Source organism: Azoarcus olearius (assembly GCF_001682385.1).
GTDB lineage: Bacteria > Pseudomonadota > Gammaproteobacteria > Burkholderiales > Rhodocyclaceae > Azoarcus > Azoarcus olearius.
Genome location: NZ_CP016210.1, coordinates 2,580,772 through 2,598,927, shown reverse-complemented (window position 1 = coordinate 2,598,927; position 18,156 = coordinate 2,580,772). Strand labels below are relative to the sequence as shown.

The 18,156-nt window shown below is 69.3% G+C and carries 16 protein-coding genes and 1 tRNA gene; 3 read left to right on the top strand and 14 right to left on the bottom strand.

The window, feature by feature from the left end; translation table 11 throughout:
• Window positions 1–269 precede the first annotated feature (269 nt).
• Window positions 270–1,700: a DHA2 family efflux MFS transporter permease subunit gene (locus dqs_RS11985; protein WP_065340603.1), complete on the top strand. Its 1,431-nt coding sequence runs from the start codon at window positions 270–272 to the stop codon at window positions 1,698–1,700.
• Here dqs_RS11985 and dqs_RS11980 read toward each other — a convergent pair.
• The 14 genes from dqs_RS11980 to dqs_RS11915 form a co-directional block, all read right to left on the bottom strand.
• On the bottom strand, window positions 1,697–2,917 hold the full coding sequence (locus dqs_RS11980) for a Fic family protein (RefSeq protein ID WP_011766033.1): 1,221 nt from the start codon (window positions 2,915–2,917) through the stop codon (window positions 1,697–1,699). The genes dqs_RS11985 and dqs_RS11980 overlap by 4 nt on opposite strands.
• A 160-nt stretch (window positions 2,918–3,077) precedes the next feature.
• The gene (locus dqs_RS11975) at window positions 3,078–4,898 is read right to left on the bottom strand and encodes a GspE/PulE family protein (protein WP_157108182.1); all 1,821 of its coding nucleotides are present in this window, start codon (window positions 4,896–4,898) and stop codon (window positions 3,078–3,080) included.
• Window positions 4,899–5,197: 299 nt separating this feature from the next.
• A complete protein-coding gene (locus dqs_RS11970; protein ID WP_011766031.1) occupies window positions 5,198–6,454 on the bottom strand; it encodes a putative Na+/H+ antiporter in 1,257 nt (418 codons plus the stop codon).
• Window positions 6,455–6,835: 381 nt separating this feature from the next.
• The gene (locus dqs_RS11965) at window positions 6,836–8,479 is read right to left on the bottom strand and encodes an isovaleryl-CoA dehydrogenase (RefSeq protein ID WP_065340602.1); all 1,644 of its coding nucleotides are present in this window, start codon (window positions 8,477–8,479) and stop codon (window positions 6,836–6,838) included.
• A gap of 21 nt (window positions 8,480–8,500) precedes the next feature.
• Window positions 8,501–9,610 (bottom strand): WD40/YVTN/BNR-like repeat-containing protein, encoded by a 1,110-nt coding sequence (locus dqs_RS11960; RefSeq protein ID WP_065340601.1) that lies wholly within the window; start codon window positions 9,608–9,610, stop codon window positions 8,501–8,503.
• Between the two features lie 24 nt (window positions 9,611–9,634).
• Window positions 9,635–9,904: a MoaD/ThiS family protein gene (locus tag dqs_RS11955; protein ID WP_041642575.1), complete on the bottom strand. Its 270-nt coding sequence runs from the start codon at window positions 9,902–9,904 to the stop codon at window positions 9,635–9,637.
• A gap of 51 nt (window positions 9,905–9,955) precedes the next feature.
• Window positions 9,956–10,309, bottom strand: coding sequence for a 4a-hydroxytetrahydrobiopterin dehydratase (locus tag dqs_RS11950; RefSeq protein ID WP_011766027.1), 354 nt, complete (start codon window positions 10,307–10,309; stop codon window positions 9,956–9,958).
• Window positions 10,310–10,503: 194 nt separating this feature from the next.
• Window positions 10,504–11,280: an alpha/beta fold hydrolase gene (locus dqs_RS11945; RefSeq protein WP_065340600.1), complete on the bottom strand. Its 777-nt coding sequence runs from the start codon at window positions 11,278–11,280 to the stop codon at window positions 10,504–10,506.
• A gap of 37 nt (window positions 11,281–11,317) precedes the next feature.
• Entirely contained in the window at window positions 11,318–12,412 is a 1,095-nt protein-coding gene (locus dqs_RS11940) for a M14 family zinc carboxypeptidase (RefSeq protein WP_065340599.1), read from the bottom strand.
• Between the two features lie 83 nt (window positions 12,413–12,495).
• Complete coding sequence (gene alkB / locus dqs_RS11935) at window positions 12,496–13,161, bottom strand: DNA oxidative demethylase AlkB (protein ID WP_065340598.1); 666 nt, start codon at window positions 13,159–13,161, stop codon at window positions 12,496–12,498.
• 14 nt (window positions 13,162–13,175) lie between these two features.
• Window positions 13,176–14,324 (bottom strand): bifunctional DNA-binding transcriptional regulator/O6-methylguanine-DNA methyltransferase Ada, encoded by a 1,149-nt coding sequence (gene ada, locus dqs_RS11930; protein WP_065340597.1) that lies wholly within the window; start codon window positions 14,322–14,324, stop codon window positions 13,176–13,178.
• Between the two features lie 111 nt (window positions 14,325–14,435).
• The gene (locus dqs_RS11925; protein ID WP_065340596.1) at window positions 14,436–14,798 is read right to left on the bottom strand and encodes a TfoX/Sxy family protein; all 363 of its coding nucleotides are present in this window, start codon (window positions 14,796–14,798) and stop codon (window positions 14,436–14,438) included.
• A 9-nt stretch (window positions 14,799–14,807) separates the two neighbouring features.
• On the bottom strand, window positions 14,808–15,587 hold the full coding sequence (locus tag dqs_RS11920; RefSeq protein WP_236778682.1) for a class II glutamine amidotransferase: 780 nt from the start codon (window positions 15,585–15,587) through the stop codon (window positions 14,808–14,810).
• 143 nt (window positions 15,588–15,730) lie between these two features.
• Window positions 15,731–16,450 (bottom strand): MgtC/SapB family protein, encoded by a 720-nt coding sequence (locus tag dqs_RS11915; protein ID WP_011766020.1) that lies wholly within the window; start codon window positions 16,448–16,450, stop codon window positions 15,731–15,733.
• 147 nt (window positions 16,451–16,597) lie between these two features.
• Here dqs_RS11915 and dqs_RS11910 point away from each other — a divergent pair.
• Window positions 16,598–16,688 (top strand) — tRNA-Ser (locus dqs_RS11910).
• Window positions 16,689–16,873: 185 nt separating this feature from the next.
• Window positions 16,874–18,145, top strand: coding sequence for an HD-GYP domain-containing protein (locus dqs_RS11905; RefSeq protein ID WP_236778681.1), 1,272 nt, complete (start codon window positions 16,874–16,876; stop codon window positions 18,143–18,145).
• Window positions 18,146–18,156: the final 11 nt, after the last annotated feature.

The following is an 18,156-nucleotide window of genomic DNA, read 5'->3' as shown; positions in this document are numbered from 1 at the left end:
AGGGGCAAGCCTTTGGGGCGTGCCTCAAGCAATTCACGCCGGGCAATCTCACATTGCTGGCGTAAAGCGGGATGTGCCCCAACGGCTGTTCTGGCCGACAAGCTGCAGTCGGTGTCGTCCGCTAAAGCTTCGCCGCTACGCCTCGGAGGTGCCAGGGTAACGACGTACCTCATCCTCTCAATGAAGGCGTGGTCCTAACCCGCTCCCCACCCCACGCCACGCCACGCCACGCAGTACCATTCCACCCCGGCATCCCCGTCACCCCCTCCATGCCTTTCCTCCCGCCGCCTTTATCCCGCGACGAACTCCTCGCCCGCCATGGCGAGCGCTACAAGTGGTACGCGCTGATCGTCGTCGGCCTCGGCACGATGGCGGCGGTGCTGGCTACCACCAGTTTCAGCGTGGCCGTACCCGCGTTGGGGCAGGCGTTCGGGATTGGGCAGGAGCGGGTGCAGTGGGCGATCACGGGGTTCATGGCGGCGCTGACGGTGGCGATGTTGCCGACGCCGTGGCTGCTGGACCGGCTCGGGTTCCGGCGGCTGTTTCTTGGGGCGATTGCGATGCTGGCGCTGACCAGCATTGCGGGGGCCTTGGCCACCGGCTTTGTATGGGTGGTGGTGGCGCGGGTGCTGCAGGGCGTGGCGGCGGGCTTGTTGCAGCCGTTGTCCAGCATGGTGGTGATGCGCTTGTTTCCGGCACACAGCCAGGGGCGGGCGTCGGGGCTGCTGGGGTTCGGCATCGTGCTGGCGCCGGCGGTGGCGCCGACTTTGGGCGGGGTATTGCTGGACCGCTTTGGCTGGCAGGCGATCTTTTTGCTCAGCGTGCCGTTCTGTGTGGTGGCAGGCGGGCTGGGGTGGGCGCTGCTGCCACGCGCGGCAGAGCCGGTGCGGCGGCCGTTCGACTGGTACGGAGTGGGGCTGCTGGGCGTGGCCACGCTGGTGCTGATCGAGTGCGTGGCCAGCCTGCGCCACAGCGGACTGCTGGCGCCGTGGACGCTGGCGCAGTTTGCGCTGGTGGCCGTGGCCGGCGGCTTGTTCGTGCGGCATGCGCGGCGGGCGGCGGCGCCCATTGTTCATCTCGGTCTGTTTGCCGAGCGCAGCTTTGCGATGGGCACACTGGTGTGCTTTGCCTACGGTTTCGGGCTGTACGCCTCCACCTATGTGATTCCGGTGTTTCTGCAGAGCGCGCTGGGCTATCCGGCGACGGACGCGGGCCTCGCGCTATTGCCTTCCGGGGTGGCGCTGGCGGTGACGATTCCGCTGGCGGGCCTGTTGTCCGACCGTTATTCGCCGCGTCTGATCACGATTGCCGGCCTGTTGTTGTTCTGTGCGTCCTTTTTGCTGCTGGCGTGGCGGGGCGGCGGCTTGAGCCATGCGGAGCTGATCGGCTTCACGGTGATGGGCCGAATCGGCCTCGGCTTGATCATCCCGGCGCTGACGCTGGCGATGCTGCGCCACACGCGCGCGGAACTGCTGGGCCAGTCGTCCATGGTGGGCAGCTACACGCGCCAGCTTGGCGGCGTGCTCGGTATCGCGGTGGTGGCGGTGTTCGTCGCCTGGCGCGAGACGGTGCATGGCCAAGTGCCGCCAGGGTTGTTCGAGGCCTATTCGGAATCCTTCGAACTGCTGGCGGCGACCTTCATCGTCGCCACGCTGGTGGCAGTGCGGATGAAGCCGCGCGGCCCGTCCGGAACGCGTTAGTCCTGGCGCGTGGCGGCTTCCGGATAAAGCTCGGGCAGCAAGAACTGCAGCGCGTCGAGCGGAAAAGCGAAGCGCACTGGCGCGACATGGCCGGTGCTGGTCACCAGCCCGGTCTCGATCAGGCGGGAAAGCAGGCTGCGCGCAGTGCGTTCGCCCAGTCCCGTCATCTGCAAGAATTCCCCGCGCGGCGTGGGGCCGGCGAGAAAGAGGTGGTAGAGCGGGAGCGCGGCCTCCGCGCGGATGAGCTTGTCGTGCGCTGAACGGAAGGCGATCAGCGCCTGGATGCGCGTCTTCATGCCGTCGAGATGGAACATGCGGGTCATGAAGTCGACCTGGTCTTCGCAGACGCCAATGAACCACTCGCACCACTCGTGCAGCGCCTTTTCGCTGAGGTTGCCGCGGCCATCCAGATCGCCTTGGCGGGGCGCGTCGGCAGCGTCCAGTCTGGCGTAGTACTCGTCGCGCCGGCGCGCCAACCCGCGGCTGACGGACCACAGGCCCTGGCTCAGCGGCCACAAGGCGCAATGGGTCTGCAAGCGACAGGCACGGCCGTTGCCGTCCGGAAAAGGATGAATCCAGGCCATGCGCTGGTGGGCTGCTGCGGTGACCAACAACTGGTCGTCGAGCAGGTGGCGGCGGCCGTAGACCTGGTCGAAGCGAGCAAGAAAGGCGGGCAGCGCAGTGGGTGGAGGCGGTTCGTGACGCCCCACCGCCACCTGTACGGCGCGCCAGGCGCCGGGCTCGATCGGAAGGCCGCTGCCTGCAACACGGTCATCCGGCAGCAGCCGTCCATACAGCGCGGCGTGAGCCTGCTGGATGAAGGCGCTGGAGAGCGGGGGCGGTGTATCCAACGTGGAACCGGCCCGTCGCTCAAGGCTTGCTTCCAGCGTGCGTTCGGCCTCGATGTGGGCCACCGCCAGCCGCTGCAGGCGGGCGATGTCGGGCTTGTCGGAAAAGTTGTGACGTAGTGCCCGGCTGATGTTGGCCGGATGAGTGCTTTGTCCCTCGATCCGGTTGGAATAGTAGGAGTTCATCTCCCGGACCAGTTCCCGCAGGCTGGCGAGGGTGTCGGAATGTGCTGCAGCGCCAAGGCGCAAGGAGCACTCGATGACGCTGCGGGAGCGCTCGCGCAAGGATCCGAGGCCGCTCTGCGGCAGCAGCGGTTCGAACTGGTGTGGTTGGGTGTAGTGCGTAATGGGAGAGGTCGGTACGGTCACGGTTTTGCCGGTTTTGATTCCGGTTAGGGTTCCGGGTTGTGCTCCATGATACAACCTTTATTAATAATGACTTGTACGCCATTGCAGGCCCGCTTTGCCTGTTGGTGTGGAGTATTTTTGCCGGTTCTCTCGCCGGCGCGTGTGGGGAGTATTCCTGGCCTCACGCCTCATTCGCCGGCGGCGTGCAGCGGGCGATTTCCTCCGCCGTGGTGATGCCCGCGGCGATGTGGCGGGCGCCGGCCAGGCGCAGCGGCTGCATGCCTTCGCGCACGGCTTGTTCGCGGAAGGGGGCGATGTCCATGCCGGGCTGCACCATGCGGCGCAGCGTGGGCGTCATCACCAGCATCTCGTGGATGCTGATGCGGCCGAGGTAACCGGTCATGCGGCATTCGAGGCAGCCCTTGGGGCCCTTGGCCTGTTGCGGCACCGGGGCCTTCCACGGGCTGACGAGTTCGTTCCACTCGTCCTCGGGCGGGGGCGCGGGTTCCTTGCAGTGCGGGCACAGCGTGCGCGCAAGACGCTGGGCGAGCACGCCGAGCAGGCTGGAGCGGATGAGGTAGGGCGGCACGCCGAGGTCCATCAGGCGGGTGATGGCGGCCGGGGCGCCGTTGGTGTGCAGCGTGGAGAGCACCAGGTGGCCGGTCAGCGCGGCCTGCACCGCCATTTCGGCGGTTTCGAGGTCGCGGATTTCGCCCACCATGATTACGTCCGGGTCCTGCCGCAGCAGGGTGCGCACGCCGGCGGCAAAGTCCAGCCCGATGCCGTGCTGCACCTGCATCTGGTTGAGGTAGGGATAGATCATCTCGATCGGGTCCTCCACCGTGCACACGTTCATCTCGGGCGTGGCGATCTCCTTCAGCGTGGAGTACAGCGTGGTGGTCTTGCCGGAGCCGGTGGGGCCGGTGACGAGGATGATGCCGTGCGGTTGCTGGTAGAGCCGCCGCCAGCGCGATTCTTCCTCGCGGCCGAAGCCGAGGTCGGCGAAGGACTTGAGCTGAAGGCTGGGGTCGAAGATGCGCAGCACCAGCTTTTCGCCGAAGGCGGTGGGCATGGTGGACAGGCGCAACTCGATTTCCTCGCCCTTGGGCGAGCGCGTGCGGATGCGGCCGTCCTGCGGGCGGCGTTTTTCCACCACGTCCATGCGGCCCATCAGCTTCACGCGATTGGTGATGGCGGCCATCACCTGCGGCGGTGCCTGATACACCTGGTGCATCACGCCGTCGATGCGGAAGCGCACGTTGCAGATGTCGCGGCGCGGCTCCATGTGGATGTCGGACGCGCGCTGTTCGAAGGCGTACTGCAGCAGCCAATCGACGATGTGCACGATCGCCTGGTCGTTGGCGTCGAGCGACTTCTTGCTGCCGAGCTGCACCAGCTGCTCGAAGTTGCCGATGCCGGTGGGCAGGTCCTGGTGCTTGTCGGTGGCCTGCTTCAGCGAGCGCGCCAGGCTGTAGAACTCGGCGAGGTAGCGGACGACGTCGGTCGGGTTGGAAAGCACGCGGCGGATGCGGATGCGCAGCAACTGCTCCAGCACCGTCACCCACTCGGTTTCGTACGGTTCCGCGGTGGCAATGGTGACCTCGTCGCCCTGCACGGCCACCGGCAGGATGCCGAAGCGGGTGGCATAGGCGTGCGACACCAGGCCGCACACGGTGGTGACGTCGATCTTGAGCGGGTCGATGTGGAAGTAGGGCACGCCGCTGCGGCCGCCCAGCCATTCGGTCAGCGCCTCGGTGGTCAGCACGTCGTGCGGCGGCAGCGCCCGGGTGAGGCGGCGTTCGCCGATCTGCTGCAAGGGATGCATCTCACGCGTGCGCAGGCGCAGGATGGCCTGGGTGTCGTCGTGGTCCTTGCGGCTGATCTGGCCTTCGGCGAGCAGTCCTTCCAGGACTTCGTCGGCGGTCAGGCGGTGTTCGAAAGCGCTCGTGTTGCGGGCGTGCGCCGGGGGCGCACTGGCGGTGGGGGAGTTAAGGGCTGTCATGGCGGTCGCGCGGATATCCCGGCAGGCTATAGCAAGGGGCGGCCGCGGCTCAAGTGCCGGCGCCGATACATTGCCGCGATGACGAGCGGATCAGGAAAGACCGCCCCGCCAGCCGCCGCGGGCAGGGGTGCGCGCGGACGGAGGGCGGGGCGTATGGGCTTGTCGATACAGCCCGTGTCCCTGCTTGCAAAGTCGCCGCGGCATCGCGGCCAAAAAGCCGTTCAAGGATGGACCGCGGCGACAGCAGGGAGGTTCGCCCGCCGTCGCTTTGGCGACGGGGCGAACCGGGCTTGCGCGCGTTACAGCAGGCGGAAGGCGGCGATGGCCACCAGCGTGGGCGGCAGCGCCGATACCAGCAGGCCGAGCGGGTTCACGGCTTCTTCGTCGAAGTTCTTGCGCAGGATGGACATGCCGGCCGGGTTGGGGGCGTTGGCGATCACGGTGAGGCCACCGCCGGTTACCGCGCCGGCCACCACCGCATACTTGAACTCGTCGCTCAGCCCTTCCACCAGCGAGGCGAGATAGGTGAGCGCGGCGTTGTCGGTGATCGCGGTGAGCGCGGTGGCGCCGAAATACACCGCGTTGGCGTCCATGCCCGCCAGCAGCGGCTGCAGCCACCACGCCTGTTGCCCGCCCAGCACGACCAGGCCGGCAAGGAAGAACGCCACCATCAGCCCTTCGCGCAGGATCAGCCGTTCCTGGAACTGCGGATACGCGGTCGCCAGCCCCATGAACAGCAGGAACACGCCGAGGAACACCGGCGGGTGGTGGGCGAACAGCACGATCAGCGACAGCAGCACCAGATGCACCGCGACCATGGTGTACGGCACCGGCCGTTCCGTACTCTGGGCGAGCGACGTGAGGGCGCTGAGTTCGCGGCGAAACGCGGCGCTGACGACGATGGCGTTGATCAGCACCGCCACGCTGGCCTTCCAGCCGAAGTGGGTCATCATGAACGCGCTGTCCCACGCCCAGGTGGTCGCCACCATCAGCACCGGCGGGGCGGCGAAGTTGGTCAGCGTGCCGCCGATGGAGATGTTGACGAACAGCACGCCCAGCGTGGCGTACATCAGACGCGGCGGCAGCCCGCGGCTGTAGTAGCGGTCGCGCAGCATCAGGGCGGCCAGCGTCATCGCCGCCGGCTCGGTGATGAAGGAGCCGAGCAGCGGCACCACCGCCATGATGGTGAAGTAGACCGCCAGGGGTTCATTGGCCGGTATCAGGCGCGCAACGATGCGCACGATGGCGGAGGCGAACTGCATCACCGGGCGGCTGGCCGCCACCACCATGATCGCGAACACGAACATCGGCTCGGTGTAATTGCGGCTGTCCAGATACTCCACCGCGGTCTCGGTGCCGAGCACGATGCCCATGAACACGACCAGCACGATGGCCCACAGGCCGAACACCGCTTCGACCTCGCCCAGCAGATGCCACAGACCGGCATGGCTGGGACGGGTGTGCGCCAGGTGTTCGAAGATCTTGGTCGAGAAGGTATGGATGATGGCGAGCGCGAAAAGGATGGCGCCCACAAGCTGTATGGTTGTCGGGTTCATACGGGTTGGTCGTTGTTGTTGAAAGAGGGGGCGGGCCAGAGCCCGGGGAAGTGGCAGTCCAGCGGCGCTGGCGGATCGCGGGACGCACCGGCCGGCAGCGTGCGGCCGTGCTCAGCATGACGGGGGCCGTGCCGGGAAGCACGGCGGCACGACGGTGCGAAGGACCCGGCGGCCGGCGTGGAGCGGTCGCGCGGATGGGCGAGAAGGCGGGCGAGAGATGTCACGGGCATGGGCGCAGGAAAGCACGTGCGGCGGCCCGACCGACACGAATCCTGTCTTCCGGCAACCGGCCGGCATGACACCCTGACCGAACTTTACCGAAGCAGGCGCCGCGCGGCCAGCCTTTGCGCCGCGTTGGATGGGCCGCGGCACGCAGCGGCTTCAGGCCGAGGGCCATGCGCGTTCCAGCAGCGGCGCGGCCGCATCGGCGGATTGCAGGGCGCCGAAACCGTGGTCGCCATGGCGGTACACCCGGCTGGCGGCAAAGGCGGCGGCCACTGCCGCGGGGGCGTGGCGACGCAACAGGGCGGCCTGCACCAGCACCACCAGACGGCTGGCACCGCGGCGCGCCAGCCAGGGATCGTCGCGGCCGGCGTTCAGGGTGGCCGCCAGCTCTTCGCAGGCGGCACGCCACCGTCTGTCGCCATCGGCGGCATCCGCCAGGTCGGCAAGCAGCGCGGCGGCGGCGTCCTGCTCGCGGGCGAGGGCGCGCAGCAGGTCCAGGCACATCACGTTGCCCGAACCTTCCCAGATCGAATTGACCGGCGCTTCGCGCAACAGGCGGGGCATGGGGCCGTCTTCGACGTAGCCGTTGCCGCCGCAGACCTCCATGCATTCGGCGCAGAACGCGATTGCGCGCTTGCAGATCCAGAATTTGGCAGCCGGTGTCAGCACCCGCCGCCACGCGCGTCCGCGCGCCGCCGTGCCGCCGCCTGCGCATTCGGCATCGGCGCAGGCCGCAAGGTGGATGGCGAGCAGGGTGGCGGCCTCGCTTTCCAGCGCGAGATCGGCGAGCACGTTGCGCATCAGCGGCTGCGCGATCAGCGGGTGGCCGAAGGCACTGCGGTGGCGCGCGTGGTGCAGCGCTTCCACCAGCGCGCGCCGCATCAGGGCCGCGCTGCCGAGCACGCAGTCGAGCCGGGTTTGCGCCGCCATTTCGATCAGCACGGCGATGCCGCGCCCCGGCTCGCCCACGGGGATGCCAAGGGCGTCGTGGAATTCGACCTCGCCGGAGGCGTTGGAGCGGTTGCCGAGCTTGTCCTTCAGGCGCTGGATCCGTACCGCGTTGCGTTCCCCGTCCGGCCGCCAGCGCGGCACGAAGAAGCAGGCGGGGCCGTCGTCGCCGCGCGCCAGCACGAGGTGGCCGTCGCACGCGGGAACCGAGTAGAACCACTTGTGGCCGACCAGCAGGTATTCGCCGCCAGCGGCGCGCCGGGCCTGGGTGGCCACGCTGCGCAGGTCGGAGCCGCCCTGCTTTTCGGTGAGGCCCATGCCGACGGTGACCGAACGCTTGGACGGGGCCGGCAGGTCGCGGCCGTCGTAGTCGAGCGCGCCCAGTTGCGCCGCCAGTGCCGCGTGCAGCGCGGGTTCGCGGCGCAGCAGCGGGATCGCGGCGAAGGTCATCGTGGCCGGACACAGCGACCCGGCTTCCACCTGGCCGTGCAGGAAGAACGCCGCCGCGCGCGCGACGTGGGCGCCGGGGCCGGGCTCGGTCCATGCCGAACAGTGCACGCCATCGGCGTAGAGCAGGCGCATCAGCGCATCCCAGGCGGGGTGGTACTCGACGCGATCAACGCGCCGGCCGCACGCGTCATGGGTGTGCAATTGGGGCGGATGGCGGTTGGCGAGATCGCCCAGCCGCAGTACCTCGGCATGGCCCAGGCGGGCACCGATAGTGTCCAGCTCGCCCATCCGCGCCGCTGCGCCCGCCGCCGCGACCGCGTTTTGCAGCGCGGGGTCGCACGCGAAAAGGTTGTAGTCGACCAGGGCATCGACCTGGTTGGCGACTTCGTGCGTGGTCCACATCGCGTGCCCGCGCGCGCTGCGTCAGCCGAAGCGCACGCAGTAGATCGGCGGCAGATGGGGCGACAAGCAGCGCCAGTGGTCGCCACCATCGTCCGACAGCCATAGCGTGCCGGTGGTGGAGCCGATCGCCAGGCGGTCGCCGCTGCTGTCCACCGCCAGGCAGTGGCGGTAGATGAGGTCGTAGGCGGGCGGGTGCGGCAAGCCGGCATCGGACGCCTCGAAGTGAGCGCCGCCGTCGCGGGTGCGGGTGACGACCAGCCGGCAGTCCACCGGCACCCGGCACTCGTCCTTTACCGCCGGGACGAACCACGCGATATCCGGGTCACGAGGATGGGCCGCCACGGCGAAGCCGAAGGAGGACGGCGTGGCCTCGATCCGCTGCCAGTGGGCGCCGCCGTCGGTGGAGCGGTAGATGCCGCTGTGGTGCTGCACCCACAGGCTGTCCGGGTGGGCGGCGCATTGCACCAGCCGGTGCGGATCCTGGATCACCGGGTCGGCGCGGCGTTCCGGCGGCATGTAGTCGGCGTACATGCCTTCGGTGGTGCAGGCCCATTCGCCGCCGCCGTCGCGGCTTTGCCACACGCCGCCGCAGGACACCGCCACGGTGAGATGGCGGCTGTCGCGCGGGTCGACGCAGATGGAATGGATGCCGGGGTGGTCGTAGCCGCCGCCGAACCACTGCAGGCGCTCCGGGCGGTCCCACAGCGGACGGTTCAGTGCCCAACTCGCGCCGTGGTCGTCGCTGCGGAAGAGTCCGCCGGGAATGGTGCCGGCCCACAACACGCCCGGCTGGTCGGCGCCACCGGCTTCCAGCGCCCAGATCTGCTGCAGCGACCACGGCGCCGGCGGCGGTCCGTCCGGCGCGGGCGGGGGCAGGCCTTCCGGCTGCGGGGGATAGACCGGCACGCCGCAAGCCTCCCAGTGCGCGCCGTCGTCGCCGCTGCGCCACAGCTTGACGCCGAAGTGGCCGAGGTTGAGCGCGGCATAGACGCTGCCGTCGCGCGCGTCGCCCAGCGCCATCGAGACGGGTTCGCCGAGGAAGTGCGGGCGGCTGATCGGCCAGCCGCCGTCGGCGCCGCGGTGCAGGATGAAAAGGCCCTTGCGGGTGGCTACCAGCAGGCGATCGTCCATGTCCGGGTTCTCCTTGCGTCGGGTTCAGCCGCCGGAAAGCGCCTGCACCACGTAGATTTCGCTCTCCGGCCCCAGCGCATCGCTCAGGCGACGGCGGTCGCGGACGGCCTGGCCATCGACGAACACCGCCACATGGCGGCGCAGCGCGCCCTGGTCGTCCAGCAAATAGGCGCGCAGCGCCGGGCGGGTTTCAAACACGCCTGCCAGCGCGTCGGCCACCGTCGCGGCCGGCAGCGTGGTGTCGGGCGTGGGAACGTGGCGCTGGATGGCGGGGGCGATGACGACGCGCGGCATGCGTTTTTCGGCGAGGACGGTCATCCTTGCAGTGTAGGAAACGCGTTGCGCTCAGGCCGAACCGTTACCGTCGCCCGCGATCTGGTCGGTCTTGGCCGCCATGATGAAGTCGTTTTCGTGCAAGCCCTTGATCTTCTTGGTCTGCCAGGACACGGTCGCGTGGCCCCAGCCGAAGGAGATGTCTGGATGGTGGCCTTCGTCCTCGGCGAGCTGGCTGAGGTCGACCACGAAGCGCAGCGCGCTGCGGTAATCGCGGAAGCTGTAGTGGCGTTCGATGCGGCTGCCGTTGTCGGCCAGCGACCAGCCCGGCGCCTGGCTCAGGTAACGCTCGGCCTCGCTGCGGTCGAGGGCCGGCATTCCGCCTTGGCAGGGCGTGCACTTGCGGGTGGAGAGTTCGTTGAGCATGGAAACCTCGCCTTCGTTCGCTGGGGTGAAAGAAGACCACCGCTCGGCCTTGCGTTGCCATGCCCGCTCGGGGCGCCCGCGGAAGTGCCGGGACGGGGCCGGTATGCGGGCAAGCCGGGGGCTCGGTCCGGCTCGCCCGTGAGGGTAGACCGCGCGGAGGACCAGGGTTCGGCGTGCGGCGACATCGGCGGGCCCTAAGCAAAGCGGGCGCCGGCGCGCTCCGGAACCGCCGGCACGCCGGTGCGCAGCCAGCTTTCCACCTGCTCGGCCACCCACGGCCCGGCGTCCAGCGCAAGGTCGTGGCCGGCGGTGGGGTGTTGCAGGTGCGGAAGCTGCCAGCGCGCGGCAAGCTCGGCCGAGCAGCGCGGATCGACCAGCGCGTCCGCGGCGCTGCTGAGCACCAGCATCGGCACCGGAGGCGGTTGCGGCAGGCGGAAGCGCGCCGCGGCGATCAGCTGGCGGAGCGCGTTGAGGCGCGACACCGGATGGCGCTGCCTCAGCGCAATCCAGGCGTCGAGCGTGCCGGGGGGCGGCTGTTGCGCGGTGAGCTTGAGGATGCGCGCCTCGCTCGCCGCGGCGGTGCCGAGCAGTGCCGCCGTCACTGCCGGATAGCTTGTCGGGCGCAGTCGCCGGTACAGCGGGCTGAGCCCGCGCACGCTGGTGTTGAGCAGCACGCAGCCGGCAACCTCGGCCGGCCGCGCCGCGGCCCAAGCCAACGCCACCATGCCGCCAAGCGACATCGCCAGCAGGTGGAAGGGCGCTTCCACCGGGCGGCTCAGCAACTGGGCGCGGCAGGCCGCGGCGATGTCTTCGACGCGGAGCGGCGTGCGCTGGCGGTACAGCGGACCGTTGCCCGGCAGGTCCACCGCCACCACCCGTGCGCCCGGCAGGCGCGCCGCCAGCTGGGCGGGAAAATCGCCCCAGTGGCCGCTCTCGCGCGTGAGGCCGCGCAGCAGCACCCAGGTGCTCACGTCGGTCTCCCCATCGGTACGCAGGTCGCGCGCGCCTTCATGCCGCCTTGCCTCCGTACCAGCGCTGCATTGCCGCGCGCTGGTGGTGGTCGCGCTCGGCCCCCAGCGGCTGCCAGCCGCGGTGACCGCAGGCGGCGCGGCCGACGAAATCCAGCCACGCCACCTGGCGTCGCAGCACGCGCGCTTCACGGTGCGCGATCAGCGGATTGAACAAGCCCTGTAGCGACAGCAGCTGACGCGGGTTCTTCTTCACCCACAGCCACGACCCCATCTCCAGCGTCAGCGGCAGATGCACCCGTTGCGGGTCTTCGCAGGCGCGGCGGTACAGGTGGTCCCACAGGTCGCCATGGGCCAGGTATTGCCGGCTTTGCGGCTCGAACACGTAGCGGTGGTGCTGGTGGGTCTGGTCGAGGATGTCGCACAGCGCGTGCATCTCAGCGAGGTGGGCGATCGGTTCGCGGGTGTGGGCGTAGGGAAACCAGATCCGGTCGCTCAGCCCGAAGCCGGAGTGGCAATCCACCGCGATGCTGAAACGGTGCGACAGCAGTTCTTCTTCCACCACCGCACACAGCGCCGCGCTTTCGGACTGCAGCGGCGCATCGGCGCGGCCGCGGTACCAGGGCAGGCGCGGGCTGAGGCGGTGGCCGCCCACCAGCGGGGCGACCCGCTCGCGGGCTTCCACCGGCGCGTTGCGCATCAGGTCCACCCCGGCCGGATTGGCGCGGGTGCCGTGCAGCAGGCCGCCCGGATTGACCACCGGCATGAACACCATGCGCATCAGCTCCAGCTGGCGCTGCAGCGTGCTGTCCCACCTCAGGCGCGCGGTGACGCTGTGGAGGAAGGCGATGACCACCGCCGCGCCGATGCGCTCCAGCCCATGCACGCCGCCGAAGAAGCCGACCGCCGGCGCGTCCGGGGCGGGATTGCCGAGCGCGATCACATGGATCGGCAGGCGCTGCCCGGCGGTCTCCACCTCGCCCATAACGCGGGCCTCGGCGCGGCTGTCGAGCCGGTCCACATAGCTGCGCAGCATCTGCAGTTCGACCGGAAGCCGCTCCTTACCTGCCGCGCGCGGGTCCGTCTGCCCGGCGGGCGGGAACAGCGAACGCGGCGAGGAGGCGCTCAGAGGCATCCGGGCTCCGGTACGGCGTAAGGGGACACGGCGCGCGGACGATGCCGCGGCCTAATGAACCATGGGTCAGGTGCAGGCGAAAATCAAACCCGGCCGGCGCGGCGGAAGGTGAGGTTGATGCGGCAGGCGCCTGTCGCGGCGTGCTCGCCGTCCTTCAGCGCCAGCACGCCGTGGTAGCGCAGGCGCGCGGGGCCGCCCCATACCACCACGTCGCCGTGCTCCAGCAGGTAGCGGGTCACCGGATCGCCGCGCCGCAGCCCGCCGAACTGGAACACCGCCGGCAGGCCGAGCGAGACCGACACGATGGGCTGGGAAAAGTCGTGCTCGTTGCGGTCCTGGTGCAGGCTGAGGCGGGCGCCGGGCGCGTAGCGATTGACCAGGCAGGCGTCCGGCTCGAAGGCGGGAAAACCGGCGTCGGCCGCGGCCTGCCGGGCAAGCTCGAGGAAGGCGGCGGGCATCGCCGGCCAGGGCGCGTCGCGCGCGGGGTCCAGCGGCGCGTAGCGGTAGCCGGTGGCGTCGGACACCCAGCCGAGGGCGCCGCAGTTGGTCATCGCTACCGACATGCGGTAGCCGTTGGGCGTGGACATCCAGCGAAAGGGCGCGACCGCTGTCACCTCTGCCACGCCGGCGAGCAACGCTTCGGCCTGCGCGAGCGCGCGCTGGCGCAGCAGCACCGCGCCCGGTGCCAGCGGCACCAGGGTGACGCGGGCGGGCTGTGGCACAAGGGTGGAGAAGAGGTCGGGCGTCATCGCAAGGGCGGGTTTCAGCGCTCGGCCGGGGATTGCGTGTCGGCCGCGAAGAGATCGGTTTCCGTGCGGGCGGCGCGCTCGCGTGCGAGCAGCGCGCGTTTGCGTTCGACGCCCCAGCGGTAGCCCGACAGTCCGCCGTCGCTGCGCACCACGCGATGGCAGGGGATCGCCACCGCAATCGGATTGGCGGCGCAGGCACCGGCCACCGCGCGCACCGCGGCGGGCGCGCCGATGCGTTCGGCGATTTCCGCGTAGCTTGCGGTGCTCCCCGCGGGGATGCGGCGCAGGGCTTCCCACACGCGCTGCTGGAACGCGGTGCCGCGGATGTCGAGCGGCAGGTCCAGCCCGATGGCGGGCGCCTCGACCAGACCGACCACGCAGGCCACGGTGTGCTCGAAGGCGGCGTCGCCACCCACCAGTTGCGCACGCGGAAAGCGGTGCTGGAGGTCCTGCAGCAGCGCGTCCGCATCGTCGCCGAGCAGGATGGCGCAGATGCCCTGCGCGGTGGCGGCGACGAGGATGTCGCCCAGCGTGCAGGCGCCCACCGCGAAGCGGATCTCGACGCCGTCGCCGCCGTTGCGAAAGCGCGACGGGGCCATCCCCAGCATCGGAGTGGCATCCGCATAGAACCGGCTGGCGCTGTTGTAGCCGGCTGCGTAGGCGGTATCGGTGGCCGCTTCCCCGTCGCCCAGCAGGCTGCGGCTGCGCGCCGCGCGTATCGCCTGGGCGTAGGCGCGCGGGGTAAGGCCGGTGTGGGCGCGGAAGATGCGGTGAAAGCGCGAACTGCTGAGCCCGGCCTGGGCCGCCAGCTCCGCCAGCGGCGGCGGTCCGGCGGCATCCTCGATGGCCCGGCAGGCGGCGGTGACGAGCGCACGCTGGCGTTCTTCCAGCGACGGCGCGTCCGGCCGGCAGCGGCGGCAAGGGCGATAGCCGGCGCGTTCGGCGTCTTCGCGGCTGGCGTGGAAGCTGACGTTTTCCGGCCGCGGCGTACGCGACGGGCAGGAGGGGCGGCAATACACGCCGGTCGTGCGCACGGCGTAGTAGAACTGGCCGTCCGCGCTGGCATCGCGCGTCCGCACGGCGGCCCAGCGCGGATCGTGTTCGGCGGCCGGCCCCGTGCGGGCGGGTTCGACTGTAGGGAGCACTGAAGCTGCGGAGTTCATGTTGCCGGATCTCGAAGGGCTGAACGCTGGGGACACTCTAGCGGCGGGCCGAGGTCCGCGCATCCCGAAGCTTGCTGCCGAATTCGACGCCGAGGCGGGGGCGGGGTTTCGTCAGCCGGCGCTCTGGCCGCGCGGCCGGCGGGCTTTGGCGGGGCGCGCGGCGCGCAGTGCCGCAGCAAGCGCGAGCCGGCCCCATTGCGAGGCGGCGTCCGGCGACTCCAGCACTTCGTCCGGCGCGCGGTGGTAGGAGACCTGCACCGTTCGGCCGTTGCGCGCGTATTCGAAGCAGGGCAGGCCGAGTTCGGCGAAGCGGGGCAGGGTCTGCGCATCGGCCTTGAGGTAGAGGACGTCGTCCACCACCAGGCCGAACATCACGCCGTCCAGGTAAAGCCCGTGCCCGCCGAACATGCGCCGCGCGCGCACCGCGCCCAGCGCGGCGAAGGTTTCGACAAGATGGTCGGTGAACTCGCTCATCGGCGCAGCTTATACCGCGAGCTGCACCTCGCGCGGCCGCACGCAGTCGTCCTGGCGCTGGCCGTCGGCAAACAGCGTGAGCGAGCCGGCCGGCAGCCGGTGCCAGTCTTCGTCCGCGGTCAGCGGCCGGGTGGTGACCACCGCCATGCGGTCGTCGAGATGGTTGTGGCGCGCGAAGTCGATCGCGCGGTCGCAGTCCAGCAGCCGGGCGGAACGGAAGGGGTAGGCGCGCACCACGTAGTGAAGGTCGGTGCTGCAGTGGGCGAACATGCGTTCGCCGCAGGACAGCAAGTAGTTGAAGGTGCCGTGGCGCGCGATCCGTTCGGACAGGGTGTGCAGCGCGTCGCGCAGGTCGGCCAGCGCGGGCGGAATGTCGCCGAAACGCAAGGTGAGCTGTTCGAGCAGGTAGTGGAAGGCGTGCTCGCTGTCGGTGGTGCCTTGCGGCTGGCGGCCCGCAAGCGGCGGGCGGAAGCCCTCCAGATTGCCGTTGTGCGCGAACAGCCAGTCGCGCCCCCACAGCCGGCCGCGGAAGGGGTGGCAGTTCTCCAGCCGGATCTCGCCTTGGGTGGCCTTGCGGATGTGGGCAATGATGTTGCGCGAACGGAAACGCTGGCCGCAGTAGCGGCACGCGGGCGAGGTGGCGGCAGGATTGGCGTCACGGAAGACGTGGGCGCCGTCGCCGTCAAAGTAGCCGATGCCCCAGCCGTCGCGATGCTCGTCAGTGCCTCCGCCGCGCTGCACAAAGCCCTCCAGCGAAAACTGGAGCGTGGCGGGCTTGTTGCAATTCATTCCAAGCAATTGGCACATGGGGCGATCTTCTGCTGCACTGCACAGAATGATCGCCAAATCAGTGACCTGTGCCAACCAAGGATGCGTGATTTACTACGCAGCGATGACGAAACTGTGGCATCGCGGCGACGGGCGGCGGGAATTCAGTCGCCAGTGGGGGAGATGCGGAACTCGCGCACGCTGGCGAGCGTGCGGAGCGACTCGGCGAGGCGCGAGAACGCCGCCGGACTTTCGGTGCGGATCACCATGCGGTATTCGAAATAGCGCCCGTCTTCGACCACGCGGTAGCTGAGGTTGGCGACCGAGAAGCCGTGCTCGGCGAGCAGGGCGCAGAGTTCGCCTTCGGCGAGCACGTCGTCGCGCGCAAAACGGATCTGGTGATGGGCGTAAGTCTGCGTGGGCATGCGGGTTTCGACCCAGCGGAACACCGACAGCGTGCCCAGCGTCAGCGCGGTGGCGAGCAGGGCGGGAAAGTAGAAGCCGATGCCGAACAGGATGCCGACGGCGGCCGTCATCCAGATCGAGCCCGCCGTGGTGAGGCCGCGCACGCTGAAGCCTTCCTTGTAGATGACGCCAGCGCCGAGAAAGCCGATGCCGGTCATGATCCCTTGCGCCATCCGGGTGGGGTCGGTGCGTACGCTGTCCAGCGGAATGCCCGGCAGCCAGTTGCCCTGGAACAGGGTCACCAGCATCAGCACCGCCGAGGCGAGGCACACCAGCGTGTGGGTGCGGAATCCGGCGGGACGTCCGTGATAACTGCGCTCCAGCCCGATCAGCCCGCCTGCCACCAGCGCACCCAGCAGGTGCGCGGTCATCGTCGCATTGTCGGAATGCCACAGGGTCTGGAGCAGGGTTTCGGACATCGACGCCTCCGTTCGTTGGACGCGGCCCCGGGTGACCGCGGACAGGTTTTCCCCCATGCGTAATTCGTGCCCGGGGCCTTGCCTCGCAATGTCGCAGCACCCGCCTTCCAAACCGCACGAATGCCCGCTATAATGCGCGGCTTCCACGGAGAGGTGGATGAGCGGTTTAAGTCGCACGCCTGGAAAGCGTGTTCAGGGTAATACCCTGACGCGGGTTCGAATCCCGCCCTCTCCGCCAGAATTCCCGAGGCCCCTGCACTGCAGGGGCCTTGTCGTTTACCGGCGCAATGCGGTGCCATTGGTCTTTGGTCCATGGCCGCGCGGCGTCTAGAACAATAAAATGCGCGCCTACTGGACGCGCCGGGGCGGATGCTCGCCACCGATCACAACAAAGCAGCAAACCCCAACAAGAGAACGGCGGCCATGATTGCCCTCAACCTCCACGACGCGATCACCGCGCTGTCGACCTCCTTCGACTTCGTCGGCATCGATGAAGTGCAGCACGGCAAGCGCGTCGGCTACATGGCGCGCGCGGTCGCCCACCACCTGGGCTGGTCCGACGAGCAGTGCTGGAAGATCCTGCACGCCGGCATGCTGCACGACTGCGGCGTGTCGCGTGTGCGCGAGCATCGCCACCTCACCGAAACCCTGGAATGGGACGGCGAGGAAGAGCACTGCATCCGCGGCGCCAACTACCTGCGCGTCTGCCCCATCCTCGCCCATTTCACCGACATCGTGCGCTACCACCACACCCGCTGGGCCGTGCTGGAGCAGATGGTCGAACTCGACCCCGCGCTGCGGCTGGAAGCCAATCTGGTGTATCTGGTCGACCGCGCCGACGTGCTGCTGGCGCCGTGGCTCGATGGCGGGCGGCTGGACAGCGCGATCATGTGGGAGAAGGACGCGATCGTCGAACGTTTGCGCGGGCTGGCCGGCACGCTGTTCTGTCCGGCGCTGGTGGATGCGTTCGCCGCGGTGGCGGAGTCCGAGGCGTTCTGGCTGGGCATGGAGCCGCTCTACCTCAATGAAGAGATGGAGGCGCTCGGGCGCCAGATTCCGGCGCTGTGCCTGTCGCCTGCCGAGATGCGCGAACTGGCGCTGCTGTTTTCGCGCGTGGTCGATGCCAAGAGCCCCTATACCGACGACCACTCGCGCCGCGTCGCCGCGATCAGCCGCCATCTGGCCGGTGCGCTGGGGCGTGACCGCGACACGCTGGAGATGATCGAACTGGCCGGCTTGCTGCACGACATGGGCAAGCTGCGCGTGCCGGACGAGATCATCGAAAAGCCGGGTGCGCTGACGCGCGAGGAAAAGGCGTGCATCTCGCGCCACAGCTACGACACCTATCGCATCCTCGCGCGCATTTTCCCGTCCACGCCGATTCCGGATTGGGCCGGCGCGCATCACGAAAACCTGCTCGGCCAGGGCTATCCCTTCCGCCGCCGGGCAGGAGAGATCGACCTGGAGACGCGCATCATCTCCGTGGCCGACATCTTCCAGGCTCTGCTGCAGGACCGCCCGTACCGCGCGCGGCTGTCGGGCGAGGAGGTGATGCAACGGATCGAGGCGCTGGTGGATGAGGGCAGGCTGGATGCGGCGGTGGTGTCCGCCCTGCGGCGCGAATTCGACACCTGCGTGCACCTTGCTTCCGGCGCTGACGCGCTGCGCGACCACTTCCCCGAGCTCACCGCCTGAGGGTTTCCGGC

What these genes read in the sequence shown, in the direction of transcription:
- dqs_RS11985 (WP_065340603.1), top strand. Translation starts at nt 270, where the DNA reads ATGCCTTTCCTCCCGCCGCCTTTATCCCGCGACGAACTCCTCGCCCGC.
- dqs_RS11975 (WP_157108182.1), bottom strand. Translation starts at nt 4,898, where the DNA reads ATGACAGCCCTTAACTCCCCCACCGCCAGTGCGCCCCCGGCGCACGCC.
- dqs_RS11970 (WP_011766031.1), bottom strand. Translation starts at nt 6,454, where the DNA reads ATGAACCCGACAACCATACAGCTTGTGGGCGCCATCCTTTTCGCGCTC.
- dqs_RS11965 (WP_065340602.1), bottom strand. Translation starts at nt 8,479, where the DNA reads ATGTGGACCACGCACGAAGTCGCCAACCAGGTCGATGCCCTGGTCGAC.
- dqs_RS11960 (WP_065340601.1), bottom strand. Translation starts at nt 9,610, where the DNA reads ATGGACGATCGCCTGCTGGTAGCCACCCGCAAGGGCCTTTTCATCCTG.
- dqs_RS11955 (WP_041642575.1), bottom strand. Translation starts at nt 9,904, where the DNA reads ATGCCGCGCGTCGTCATCGCCCCCGCCATCCAGCGCCACGTTCCCACG.
- dqs_RS11950 (WP_011766027.1), bottom strand. Translation starts at nt 10,309, where the DNA reads ATGCTCAACGAACTCTCCACCCGCAAGTGCACGCCCTGCCAAGGCGGA.
- dqs_RS11940 (WP_065340599.1), bottom strand. Translation starts at nt 12,412, where the DNA reads ATGCCTCTGAGCGCCTCCTCGCCGCGTTCGCTGTTCCCGCCCGCCGGG.
- alkB (WP_065340598.1), bottom strand. Translation starts at nt 13,161, where the DNA reads ATGACGCCCGACCTCTTCTCCACCCTTGTGCCACAGCCCGCCCGCGTC.
- ada (WP_065340597.1), bottom strand. Translation starts at nt 14,324, where the DNA reads ATGAACTCCGCAGCTTCAGTGCTCCCTACAGTCGAACCCGCCCGCACG.
- dqs_RS11925 (WP_065340596.1), bottom strand. Translation starts at nt 14,798, where the DNA reads ATGAGCGAGTTCACCGACCATCTTGTCGAAACCTTCGCCGCGCTGGGC.
- dqs_RS11920 (WP_236778682.1), bottom strand. Translation starts at nt 15,587, where the DNA reads ATGAATTGCAACAAGCCCGCCACGCTCCAGTTTTCGCTGGAGGGCTTT.
- dqs_RS11915 (WP_011766020.1), bottom strand. Translation starts at nt 16,450, where the DNA reads ATGTCCGAAACCCTGCTCCAGACCCTGTGGCATTCCGACAATGCGACG.
- dqs_RS11905 (WP_236778681.1), top strand. Translation starts at nt 16,874, where the DNA reads ATGATTGCCCTCAACCTCCACGACGCGATCACCGCGCTGTCGACCTCC.